Source organism: Paenimyroides ummariense, assembly GCF_900115115.1.
Taxonomy (GTDB): Bacteria; Bacteroidota; Bacteroidia; order Flavobacteriales; family Flavobacteriaceae; genus Flavobacterium; species Flavobacterium ummariense.
In genome coordinates this window covers 1-12799 of the sequence record NZ_FOVI01000048.1, presented here as the reverse complement: position 1 = coordinate 12799, position 12799 = coordinate 1, and the positions used below count along the sequence as shown (strand labels likewise).

At 33.2% G+C, this 12799-nt stretch carries 11 protein-coding genes; 8 read left to right on the top strand and 3 right to left on the bottom strand.

Translation table 11 applies throughout. The features are described from left to right. Positions 1–97: 97 nt before the first annotated feature. Positions 98–2182 (bottom strand): M1 family metallopeptidase, encoded by a 2085-nt coding sequence (locus BM253_RS16700; protein WP_091526572.1) that lies wholly within the window; start codon positions 2180–2182, stop codon positions 98–100. A gap of 78 nt (positions 2183–2260) precedes the next feature. On the opposite strand from BM253_RS16700, the gene BM253_RS16695 reads away from it, so the two are divergent. Continuing rightward, positions 2261–3529, top strand: coding sequence for a DEAD/DEAH box helicase (locus BM253_RS16695; RefSeq protein ID WP_091526570.1), 1269 nt, complete (start codon positions 2261–2263; stop codon positions 3527–3529). Between the two features lie 12 nt (positions 3530–3541). On the opposite strand, the gene BM253_RS16690 is transcribed toward BM253_RS16695, so the two are convergent. Then, complete coding sequence (locus BM253_RS16690) at positions 3542–3895, bottom strand: hypothetical protein (protein ID WP_091526568.1); 354 nt, start codon at positions 3893–3895, stop codon at positions 3542–3544. Between the two features lie 71 nt (positions 3896–3966). Between BM253_RS16690 and BM253_RS16685 the strand changes: the two genes are divergently transcribed. The 3 genes from BM253_RS16685 (at position 3967) to BM253_RS16675 (ending at position 4959) form a co-directional block, all read left to right on the top strand. Continuing rightward, a complete protein-coding gene (locus BM253_RS16685) occupies positions 3967–4176 on the top strand; it encodes a hypothetical protein (protein WP_091526566.1) in 210 nt (69 codons plus the stop codon). 194 nt (positions 4177–4370) lie between these two features. Continuing rightward, entirely contained in the window at positions 4371–4550 is a 180-nt protein-coding gene (locus BM253_RS16680; protein ID WP_091526564.1) for a hypothetical protein, read from the top strand. A gap of 4 nt (positions 4551–4554) precedes the next feature. After that, entirely contained in the window at positions 4555–4959 is a 405-nt protein-coding gene (locus tag BM253_RS16675) for a hypothetical protein (RefSeq protein ID WP_091526561.1), read from the top strand. A gap of 22 nt (positions 4960–4981) precedes the next feature. Here the strand turns inward: BM253_RS16675 and BM253_RS16670 are convergent, their stop codons facing one another. After that, a complete protein-coding gene (locus BM253_RS16670) occupies positions 4982–6172 on the bottom strand; it encodes a pyridoxal phosphate-dependent aminotransferase (protein WP_091526557.1) in 1191 nt (396 codons plus the stop codon). Positions 6173–6322: 150 nt separating this feature from the next. On the opposite strand from BM253_RS16670, the gene ccsA reads away from it, so the two are divergent. From ccsA to BM253_RS16650, 4 genes are all read left to right on the top strand, one after another. Further along, positions 6323–9490, top strand: a complete 3168-nt coding sequence (gene ccsA, locus BM253_RS16665) for a cytochrome c biogenesis protein (RefSeq protein WP_245758522.1) — start codon at positions 6323–6325, stop codon at positions 9488–9490. 174 nt (positions 9491–9664) lie between these two features. Beyond that, entirely contained in the window at positions 9665–10165 is a 501-nt protein-coding gene (locus BM253_RS16660; protein ID WP_245758523.1) for a glutathione peroxidase, read from the top strand. Positions 10166–10304: 139 nt separating this feature from the next. Further along, positions 10305–11954 (top strand): 2-succinyl-5-enolpyruvyl-6-hydroxy-3-cyclohexene-1-carboxylic-acid synthase, encoded by a 1650-nt coding sequence (gene menD / locus BM253_RS16655; protein WP_091526550.1) that lies wholly within the window; start codon positions 10305–10307, stop codon positions 11952–11954. A 13-nt stretch (positions 11955–11967) separates the two neighbouring features. Continuing rightward, a complete protein-coding gene (locus tag BM253_RS16650; RefSeq protein WP_091526548.1) occupies positions 11968–12696 on the top strand; it encodes a DUF4197 domain-containing protein in 729 nt (242 codons plus the stop codon). The last annotated feature ends 103 nt before the right edge of the window (positions 12697–12799 follow it).

Below are 12799 nucleotides of genomic sequence, written 5' to 3'. Positions count from 1 at the left end.
TGAGAAGTCTTGAACTTCTCGCTGCTTAATAAAAATAGATATTATAAAAAAATCGTTATAAACAAAAGAAGGTGACCTTTTTAGACACCTTCTTTGTTTATATCTCCTCCATTAACTTTTTTAAGGCGTCGTGTTCGTCTTGTGGTAGGTATGGAATTAGTTTTTTAAAGTGGTCTTTAAACTCTTTCTTTTCAGACAATCGAACAATGGCATCGCGACCAAATTTTTGAAAACGACTGTTATGGTGCACCAAAGCATTTACCAAATGCGGCAACGTGTTGCTGTCGTACTTATTTAAATACCACAAGGCATTTATGGCGTTAGTTCGAATATTACTATTGTATTTGTTGTAAGCAAAATTCTCTAATTCTGAATACCAATGTGCTTTTTTATCGTTTTTATAATTTTCGGTTGCTAAGGCAAACATTAACCAAGTAATTCGCAAATTGTAATCGTTAAAACCTTTCCAAGTAGCAGTTTTATCTAATAAATCGGTTCTGCCGGCAACATCTTGCAACCATAAATTTTTCAATACAATTTCACGGGTTATGTACGAATTATCGTTCAAAAACTTTTTATAATCTTCCATAAAATCTGTAGGAATTTCACTTACAACCTGAACCAAAGCCTGACGAACCTTTAAATCATTCGACTGTACAACGGTTTGATAAAATTCTTTTGCCTGATCGTAAGGAACATTGTGCAACTGAAAAATAATTTCGCGTTTGGTATCGGTAAACGTATTTGGATCTTTTAACAATTTAAGCAATTGATCCTTTTTAACTTCAAACCCTTTTTCCTGCAATGCCAAAACTTCAAAATACGATTTTACTAAAGGTGAATTTTCAATTAAAAACAAAGCATCTTTTGTGTTGAAACCTTTATTTTCTAACCAATTTTGTTTGTAATTATCAACATTAAAATTAGGTACAACAGCAGTAACTTCATTTAAGAAATCTTGTGTCGATGCATTTTTAAAGGCATATTTGTTCAGATAATTTTTTACAACGGTATTAAAATTAGCTTCGCCAATCTGGCTTGATAAATAAAACAACATCCAAGCTCCTTTTTGATAATAGGTTGTAGTTGTAGCTTTTTCACTGTAAACCGCTGTGTTTTTATTTTCTTTGGCATCTTTTGTAATCAATTCTGCCATTTCGTATAATTTCCAATAAAAATCATCAACACCATAAACTTCACGTTCAGCAAGCAAAGCATAATACGTTGCAAAACCTTCTTGAAGCCAATGATCTTTGTTTGATTTTGCCGTAACCAGATTTCCAAACCACTGATGCGCCATTTCGTGTGCATTTACATTCACGTAATCGCGATCGTTCACACCAATATTATCAACCACATAATCACTGTTAAAAATGGTCGAAGTCGTATTTTCCATTCCACCGTACATAAAATCTTCTACCGGAATGTTTCGATAAATTTGCCACGGATACGAAAAACCGGTTTGAGTTTCAAGAAAATCGAACATTTTCTTTGTATGCTGATAGGTTGTGGTATATTTTGAAGCATCAACCGGACGAATATAATTTTCAATAGTTATGCCTGATGCAGATTTTTCGATCTTTTTTTCGAATTTACCAATCGCCATCATCATTAAATACGAACTCATTGGTTTCGTCATTTTATAACTCCAAGTGGTTTGTTTTCCGCTAACGGTTTTTCCGTCTAAAGTTCCATTGCTAATCACATCGTAACCCGATTCAAAGGTAATTTTGGTATTAAAAACAACTTTCTCATTATAATCGTCAAAACTTGGCAACCAATGACTGGTGTATTTCCCTTGTCCTTGCGTCCAAATCTGTAAATCGGTCCCAGATCCTACATAATACAATGCTTGTTTTGGATTGGTTTTATAACTTATTGTAACTGTATTTTCACCTTCTTTAAAACCTTGCGTAAAAGCAATTTGTTTTTTATCGTAATGATATTTAGGTGTTTGTCCGTTCAACTTCACTCCCTGAATCATCATATTTTTGGCATCGATCTTAATAGAATCGGTAGCTTCATTTACGGTAAACTGATAGGTAACATCGCCAGCAACCATATGTTCGGCAATATCAAATTTAATAGAAGCGTTGGCAGTAGTAAAGTCGACTTTTGGTTTTGTTTGCGACCAACTATTTAAAGATATTAGTAAACTTATTGCAAGTATTGTTTGTTTCATAAACCGAAATTTTACGGAAGATATTAGAAATTCATAAAAGTACGAAATTAAAAACGTAATTTTGCTTAAAATTTTGATATGAATTTTACCGATTTTGCATTAAACAACAATGTTGCCGAAGCTATTAACGACTTAGGTTACACCACCGCCACGCCTATTCAGGAAAAAGCAATTCCGTCTTTAATTGATGGGAAAGATTTGGTGGGTTGTGCACAAACAGGAACAGGAAAAACGGCTGCATTTGCCATTCCTATTATAAATCATATTCATAAAATAGTAGGATCGGGCAAAAAACGCAAGCAGATCCGCACTATTATCCTTTCTCCTACCCGCGAATTAGCTATACAAATTGCCGAAAATTTTGAAGCCTTAAGCAAATACACGCAGATTAAAACCTACGTTATTTATGGCGGTGTAAATATGGAGCCTCAAATTAAAACGCTTAAATATGGCATTGATGTTTTGGTTGCGACACCCGGCAGATTTTTAGATTTATACAAACAGAACTTTATTAAAACCGATGCCTTGCAGCAGTTGGTGATCGATGAAGCCGATTTAATGTTGGATATGGGTTTTATAAATGATGTTCGAAAGATTATAAAACTTACGCCACCAAACCGACAAACACTGATGTTTTCTGCTACCATGCCAATGGGCGTTCGGGAATTAGCCGACGAATTTTTAAGCAATGCCGTGTATGTTTCAGTTGATCCCGATTCTAGTACGGGTGCAAATATTACACAGAAAACGTATCTCGTTGAAAAAGAAGACAAAAAGAAGCTTTTAAAACACGTTTTAGAAACTCAGAACCTAAAAAATGTTCTGATTTTTACTCGAACCAAGCAAGGAGCCGGTAATGTGGTTGATTTTTTACAGAAAGAAGGTTATAAAGCCGATGCTATTCACGGCGATAAATCGCAAGCTGCCCGATTACAAATTTTAGAAGATTTTAAAAACAAACAGATTGATATTTTAGTTGCCACAGATGTTGCCTCACGCGGAATTGACATTCAGCAGCTGCCTTTTGTGATTAATTACGATATTCCGAATATACCTGAAATTTATATTCACAGAATTGGTAGAACAGGTCGTGCCGGCGAAGAAGGTTTGGCACTTTCGTTTGTTGGTCGTGATGAAAAAACGTATTGGCAGGATATTGAAAAACTGATCCGCTTACAGGTAAAAGTGGTAAAAGACAATCCTTTTCCGTGGCGTGAACCAAACCCAAATGCAAAAAAAGATTTTAGAAATAAAGGCAAATCAGCATCTTCTAATAATTCAAATAAAAAGAATTCGTCATCTCGAAAATCCGATGCTTCTAAAAAAAATAAAAAACGTTGGTATTAATTTTAAATGCTTTTAAATTAAATCTTTAAAAACATCAATAATCCAGCTACAAAAGCAACTTTCACAATAACTGCTCATTCTGCAACTAATGTATAAAATTGGCAGTGAAAATAGTAATAAAAATAAAGTATTTAAGAAAGCAACATCATATTGTTTCTTTGTAATTTTTACAATTAAATCAATAAAAAAGCCACCAAACAAAATTATCAATATAAACGCAAAAAGTATTGCAACAGCTAAACCAACATCGGTTGGGTGTTCACTTTTTCTGTTGTTTTCAAATGTCGTTTGAGCGAAAAAATACAATCCTGCAAGAGGAATAGAAATTATTAAAAACCTAATACAAAAAGATTTTAAAAGTTTCATCTATCGAATTTTATCACATTGTAACCAAAGATAAAAGTATTAGAAATATCTTTACAAAAAATATCAGAATTATGGAAAATAACAGCGTGCCTATTAACGATTTTGTATTACAGTTTAAAGAAAATTATACATCCGATATTATTGAAGATGATGTAATTGGCTTTTATAACGATGCTTTTGTACTGTTACAGCATTTTTATAATTTAAAGGATGTTGAAGTGGAGATCGAATCTTTTTATGCTGAATTTATCAACCATATCATTAAAACGAAAACATACTAAAGGAATATTCAAACTTTGATTTTGGTTCGATAAAAACATTAAGTACCTTACAAAATAGTTCTGATTTTAAATCACTTGCACCCATTTATACTCCGTATAGTTTTACAGAAACTGAAGAAGCAATTGATCAGATTTTTGAAGAACTAAAAGTTGTAAAAGAATTTAAAAAAGAACTAAAAGAAGAAATTGGTTATTTGTTAGATGAGTACCAGTTTCATATAGATCATTTAAAAGAAAACATACAATACAATTTTTACACGTACGAAGAGTTAGACGGTATCGAACCTTTTAATTTAGATGAAAAAGCCGATGAATTAAAAATCGAAAAACAAAAATTTATTCAAAGCTGGAATGATAAATTAGCGAAGAAGTAATATTATGAAAAAGTACAGAAATATATTAGCAACCGTTGCTGGTTTTATTATTGGATCATTAGTAAACATGATTCTTGTTGCTGTAAGCGGAAAAATAATACCATTACCTGCGGGTGTAGATAACAAAACAGCCGAAGGTTTGGCTGCTGGTATGCATTTAATGGAATCTAAACATTTTATTTTTCCTTTTTTGGCTCATGCTTTAGGAACGTTGGTTGGAGCTTTTATTGCTACAAAATTATCAAATCCTAAATCAATTGTTGGACCAATGTTAATCGGTGTTTTATTTTTAGCAGGCGGAATTTCAATGGTTTTTATGGTACCCTCACCAATGTGGTTTAATTGCGTTGATTTAATTCTGGCATATATTCCAATGGCTTGTTTGGGGTATATTTTGGGTAGAAAATAAAAAGAGGCTTTCACCTCTTTTATTATTTATTATAAACTTTCAATGCTTCTTTAATAATTTCGGCAGATTTAATTAAATCTTCCTTATTAAGAACATACGCCAGACGGACTTCGTTTAAACCTACACCCGGAGTTGAATAAAATCCTGCTGCTGGTGCAACCATAACTGTTTCGCCGTTTAAATCATAAGATTCTAACAACCACTTCGCAAAGTCTTCTGCGTTTGCAACAGGTAATTTAGCAATACAGTAAAACGCACCTTTTGGCATAGCAACCTGCACACCATCTATAGCATTTAAAGCATTTACCAAAGTGTCTCGTCGGTCTTTGTATTCACTAATTACATCATCAAAATAAGATTGAGGCGTATCTAAAGCTGCTTCTGATGCTATCTGTGCATAGGTTGGTGGTGACAAACGAGCTTGTGCAAATTTCATGGCAGTAGCCATTAATTCTTTATTTTTAGAAACTATACATCCTATACGTGCACCACACATACTGAATCTTTTTGAAACAGAATCAATCATAATGGCATTTTCTGCGATGCTTTCTTCGTTCATTACAGAAAAATGTTTGTATCCATCATAAGCAAATTCACGGTAAACTTCATCGGCAATTAAAAACAAATCGTGCTTTTTTGCCAAAGCAGCTAACTGTTGAATTTCTTCTTTACTATACATATAACCCGTTGGATTTCCTGGGTTACAAATTAAAATTGCTTTAGTTTTTGGTGTGATTAGTTTTTCAAAATCGGCTATAGGTGGTAATGCAAATGCTGTTTCAATACCAGAAATTACAGGAACAACTTTTACTCCGTTTTGAGTAGAAAACCCGTTGTAATTTGCATAAAAAGGTTCAGGTATGATGATCTCATCACCTTCATCCATGGTAGATCCCATTGCAAAAATCAAAGCTTCAGATCCACCCGTAGTAATAATGATATCTTCTTTATTAATAGGTAAACCTTGTTTTTGATAATATGCCGCTAATTTTTCACGGTACGAATCAAATCCTGCAGAATGACTGTATTCTAAAACAGTAATATCAGCATTTTTAACCGCATTTAAAGCTACTTCTGGTGTTTTAATATCGGGCTGACCAATATTTAAATGGTACACTTTATTTCCTTTTTTCTTTGCTGTTTCTGCAAAAGGAACCAATTTACGTATTGGTGATTCAGGCATTTGCACACCTTTATGTGAAATTTTAGGCATTATTCTAATATATTTAAATAAAATACAAATTTAGTTTTTTCTATGAAATCACAATGATTTTTTATTTGTTTAAATTAAGTTAAAATACCCAGCAAGCCATTTAATTTAAGTACTTTTGGGAAATTTCTAAGTACACAACAACTATTCACTATGAGCAAAATTATCTCTTTTTTGTCATCTACAAGGTTAATGGCTGTTTTATTCATTGTTTTTGCAGCCGTTATGGGAGTTGCAACCTTTATAGAAAATGAATACAACACCGATACAGCACGAATTTTAGTTTACAACACCAAATGGTTCGAAGCAATAATGCTGATTTTTGTTTTTAACTTCATTGGCAACATTAAACGATACAATTTATTCAGTAAAGCTAAATGGGATACTTTAATATTGCATTTGGCTTTTATTTTGATATTAATCGGCGCATTTGTAACACGTTACATTAGTTTTGAAGGAATGATGCCGATTCGTGAAAAAGAAACTTCAAGTCAGTTTTTTTCTGATAAAACATTTTTAACCGTAATGGTTGACGGTGATTTGAACGGAGAACCGAAACGTAGAACTTTTGAAGAACAACGTTTCTTTTCGGCTGCACTTGATAAAGATAATTTTATAAGCAATTTTGCTTCAAATCATTTTAAAATTAAGAACGATTTTAACGATATTCCGTTCGAAGTAGAGTTTAAAGACTTTATAATGGGTGCCGAAGAAGTGATTGAAGAAGCTAAAGACGGCAAAAACTTTTTGAAACTGGTTGAATCAAGCCACGGTGAACGTCACGAGCATTTTATCGAAGAAGGTACCGTTGAAAGTATTCACAACATATTATATTCTTACAACAAAGAAACCGAAGGCGCTGTAAATTTCTATACTAACGAAAGTGGCGAAATGCAGATTAATACTCCGTTTGCTGGAAGTTACCGCGTTATGGCAACACAGGCAACAGGCGAAATTGCTGCAAACACTCCGGAAGCCCTAAACTATCGTTCGATGTACGATTTGCAAGGAGTTCAGTTTGTTATGGATCGACCTATAAAAGGAAAAAGAGCTTTAAAATCAAAAGGTGATTATAAGGCGAAAAATACAACCGATGCTTTGGTATTAACGGTTCGTTCACAAGGAAAAGAAGAAGAAGTTACCTTAATGGGGTCTAAAGGACAAATGGGTGTACCACAGTCTTTTATCATTGGCGATTTAGAATTTACTTTAATCTACGGATCAAAAGTTTACACTACTCCTTTCCAGGTTAAATTGAACGATTTTATTGCAACGAAATATCCTGGAACCGAGAAAAGTTATTCAGCCTTTGAAAGTCAGGTAACAATTATAGATCCTGACAAATCATTTGATTACCGCATTTACATGAACCACGTTTTAGACCATAAAGGTTATCGTTTTTTTCAGGCATCTTATGATCCGGACGAAAAAGGAACACACTTATCTGTGAACCACGATTTCTGGGGAACTTGGATTACTTATATTGGCTACACCTTACTTTATATTGCCATGTTGTGCATTTTATTTAACAAAAACACGCGTTTTAGCGATTTACGTAAAAAACTAAACAAGATTCACGCAAAAAAAGCTGCTTTAACAATTGTTGGTTTGTTGTTTGGTTTGCTTTCGGCAACGGCTCAGCACGCACACAATAAGCCATCTACAGCTCAAATTGATTCATTATTGATTAAAACAACTGTTTCGCAGGAACATGCCGATTTGTTTGGATCGATTATTATTCAGGATACTGGTGGACGTATGAAACCTATCAACACGTTTTCGTCTGAATTACTACGTAAAGTAAGTAAAGATGATCATTTCCGTGGTATGGATTCTGATCAGGTAATGCTTTCTATAACTCAGTTTCCGCAGTTGTGGTATCATGTGCCGATCATTAATCTTCCAAAAGGAAATGACAGTATTCGTTCGTTGATTGGAGTTGCTTCTGATGCTAAATTCGCTTCATTAGCTGATTTTTTTGACGATAAAGGAAATTACAAATTAGATCAATTTTTAGACGAAGCACATCAGGCATCTGTTAAAGATAAATTTCAAAAAGATTACATTTCTTCAGATGAAAAAGTTAATTTATTGTACTCTGCAGTTAGTGGACAAATAATGAAAATTTTCCCTATTCCTGGTCATGAAAACGATAAGTGGGTTTCATATTTAGAATTGAATGAAGCAGGAATGCAACAAACAGATTCTGCTTTCATTTACATGAAGAATATTTTACCTATGTACACTACATCGTTGTTAAAATCAATCGAAACAAAAGATTTTAAACCGTCAGACGATCTTTTAACATCAATCATAAACTTTCAAAAGAAATTTGGTGGCAATGTTTTACCAAGCGATGATAAAGTAAAAGCAGAAATTATGTACAATAAATACGACATCTTTAAAAAGCTGTTTTCGTATTATATGTATGTGTCTGTGTTAATGTTTATCCTTGTAATCGTTCGCATTTTTAAAGATAACAAAGCGTTACGTGTTGTAACAAAAATATTCACAGGTATTGTTATTGCGCTTTTTGCACTGCACACTTTAGGCTTAATTGCACGTTGGTACGTTTCTGGTCACGCTCCATGGTCTGATGCTTATGAATCGATGATTTTTGTTGGATGGGCAACTATGCTGTTTGGTTTAATTTTCGGAAGAAAATCAAGCTTAACAACAGCATCTACAGCCTTTGTTGTTGGAATGATCTTAATGATTGCACATTGGAACTGGATGGATCCATCAATTGGAAACTTACAGCCAGTTTTAAATTCATATTGGTTAATGATCCACGTATCAATTATTGTTGGTAGTTACGGACCATTTACTTTAGGAATGATTTTAGGTGTTGTTGCATTGCTTTTAATGATTTTTACAACAAAAAGCAACAAAGCTAAAATGGAACTAAACCTTAAAGAAATTACCTATATTAACGAAATGGCTTTAACCGTTGGTTTGGTTATGCTTACAATTGGCAACTTTATGGGCGGACAATGGGCAAACGAAAGCTGGGGACGTTATTGGGGTTGGGATCCTAAAGAAACATGGGCGTTGATATCAATCATGGTTTATGCCTTTGTAATTCACATGCGCTTTGTACCTGCTTTACGCGGTTTATGGATTTACAACTTTATATCGGTTATAGCATTCTACAGTATTTTAATGACCTATTTTGGAGTGAATTTTTACTTATCGGGATTGCATTCATATGCTAAAGGCGATCAAGTGGTAACTCCAACATTTATATGGATTTCTGTAGGATCTGTACTTTTACTTGGTACATTGGCTTTCTACAAGTACAAAAAATATTATAAAAAATAAACATGAAAAGCTTTCCAAATGGAAAGCTTTTTTATTGCATTGCAAGCAAATAAACAATAACTTTATTAAATTAAACAACAAATAAGTATTATGAAATATATTTTTATTGCAAGTGCCGTTTTGGCTTTAAGTTGCACAAAAAATCAACCGATAACAGAAAAACCCGAAGTTATTATGGAACAACAAAAAAATGTCGACCCGATTTATCAATTCAAAGTAAAAGATATTACGGGAGGCGAATTTAATCTTGCCGATTTAAAAGGAAAAAAAGTGTTAATTGTAAACACGGCATCTAAATGCGGATTAACGCCACAATTTGAACAATTAGAAGAATTGTATCAAAAATATAAAGATCAAAACTTTGTAATTATTGGTTTTCCAACAAACGATTTTATGAGTCAGGATCCCGGAACGAACGAAGAAATTGCAGAATTTTGTAAATTAAATTATGGCGTTACTTTCCCAATGATGAGCAAAATTGTTGTAAAAGGCGATAATAAAGAACCTTTATATCAATATTTGACTCAAAAAGATAAAAATGGTTTGGGCGATTTTGATGTGGAATGGAATTTTCAGAAATTCCTAATAAACGAAGAAGGAAAACTGGCAAAAGTAATCAACCCGAAAGTTTCGCCAACCGATGCCGAAATTACCAATTGGATTGAAGGAAAATAAGATATTGTAAAAGTTATAAATTTTCAGACCTCACAGATTTTAAAAACCTGTGAGGTCTTTGTTTAAATACAAGAGTTTTCAGTGATAAAATTCTTCTTTTTAAGGATAGTTCGTATCTTTGAATAATTAATTTTTAGAAATGAATTATCCCGAAATACCTTTGGCTCAAAGTATTTTACAACTTTTTAAAGCAAAGGGAATACAACATATTATAATTTCACCCGGTTCTCGCAACGCACCTTTAACTATTGGTTTTACAAACGATTCTTTTTTTAAATGTTATAGCATTGTTGATGAACGTTGCGCGGCATTTTTTGCCATGGGTATTGCCCAGCAATTGAACCAGCCAACAGCTTTGTTGTGTACATCGGGATCGGCGTTGTTGAATTATTATCCTGCAGTTACCGAAGCTTTTTACAGCCAGATTCCGTTAATTATTGTTTCAGCAGATCGTCCCACTTCTAAAATTGATATTGGTGACGGACAAACCATTCGTCAGCGAAATGTTTTTGAAAATCATTCCCTTTTTAATGCGAATTTATTGGACGAAGCATCGGAACAAAACGATGAATTGATTCAGAAAGCCATTGCTACAGCAAAAAATAAAAAAGGTCCTGTACATATAAATGTTCCGTTCGAAGAACCTTTGTATAATATTGTGAGTGAATACAGCTATAATCCTGTTTTATTGAATGATGAACCTGAAGTTAAATTTGAAGAAGATTTTGATACAACTGTCATTCAAAATGCCGATAAAATTGTTGTTTTGATTGGATCACAGAATCCTAATATTATTTCAAAGGAAAATATTGATTACTTGGCGTCGTTGCCAAATGTGGTGATTCTGACCGAAATCAATTCAAATATCCATCATAAAAATATTGTTGCGAATATTGATACGTTGATTACCACTTTTTCTGAAGACGATTTTAAAGATTTTCAACCCGATTTATTGCTGACTTTTGGGGGAATGATTGTATCAAAACGTGTAAAAGCAATGTTTAGAAATTATCCGCCTAAAAATCATTGGCATGTAGATGAATTACGTGCTTATGACACTTTTTCAGCATTAACCAAGCACCTAAATGTTTCGCCTGATGATTTTCTCAGTCAGATAAAAGAACGAATTTCAATAGTAAATTCTGACTTTTCAGAGAAAATTCAAACTATAATGATCAATCGAAAAAAAGGACATCAAACCTATATAGATGCCATTCCTTTTTCCGATTTAAAATCGTTTCATATCATTTGGAACAATCTTCCACAAAACATTCAACTGCAAATTAGCAACAGTGCTGTGATTCGATACGCACAATTATTTGAAACCGACAAAAGCATTGATGTTTACTGCAATCGTGGTACAAGCGGTATCGATGGATCTACATCAACAGCCATTGGTGCAGCAGTAATTTCTAGCAAACCTACCGTTTTAATTTCGGGCGATATCAGTTTCTTTTACGACAGTAATGCGTTGTGGAATAATTATATACCTAAAAATTTTAAAATTATTATTATAAACAACAGTGGTGGCGGAATTTTTAGAATTTTACCCGGACATGTTGAAAACAAAACCTTTAATACGTTTTTTGAAACAGAACATAATTTAACTGCCGAACATTTGGCTAAAATGTATCAGTTTAATTATTTGATCGCAAACAACGAAGAAGAATTAAACTTGGCATTAAAATTGTTATTTTCCCAAAACGATCAACCGCAAATTTTGGAAGTTTTTACTCCGAGTAAGATCAACCGAGATTTGTTACGAAATTATTTCACAAGTATATCATAAATAAAAATTTAGTATGAAAAAAATGATCATTCCAATTGCAGTTGTTTCATTAGCATTATCTGGCTGTACAAGTGCACAATTGCAGCAAGCTGCAAGTCAATTACCACAAATTTTAGAAACATCTGGGTTAGGGCAAACTCAGATTGCTGCAGGTTTAAAAGAAGCTTTACAGCAAGGTATTGACAAACAAGTTGTAAATCTTACAAAAACCGACGGGTTTTATAATAATTCTTTAGTTAGAATTGGCTTACCAAGCGAATTACAAAAAGTAGAGAAAACCTTACGCGATGTTGGTTTAGGAAGCTTAGCAGACGAGGGTATTAAATCGCTTAACAAAGCTGCAAGTAACGCTGTAAAAGAAGCTACCCCTATTTTTGTGGATGCTATTACAAGCATGACTATTTCTGATGCTACGAATATTTTAATGGGTAATAAAAATGCTGCGACACAGTATTTACAAAAATCGACCAAAACATCGTTATATACTAAATTTAATCCGGTGATAAAATCGTCGTTTACTAAAGTAGGTGCCGATAAAATTTGGAGCAATATTATTACAAAATATAATGCGATACCAACGGTAAAAAAGATAAATCCTGATTTAACAGATTATGTAACGCAACAAGCTTTAACCGGCGTTTACACTATGATTGAAAAAGAAGAAGCGAATATTAGAACAAATGTTTCTGCAAGATCTACCAATTTATTAAAATCAGTTTTTGCAATGCAGGATAAAAAGTAATTATAGAAAAAGAAGGTGTCTAAAAAGGTCACCTTCTTTTGTTTATAACGATTTTTTTATAATATCTATTTTTATTAAGCAGCGAGAAGTTCAAGACTTCTCA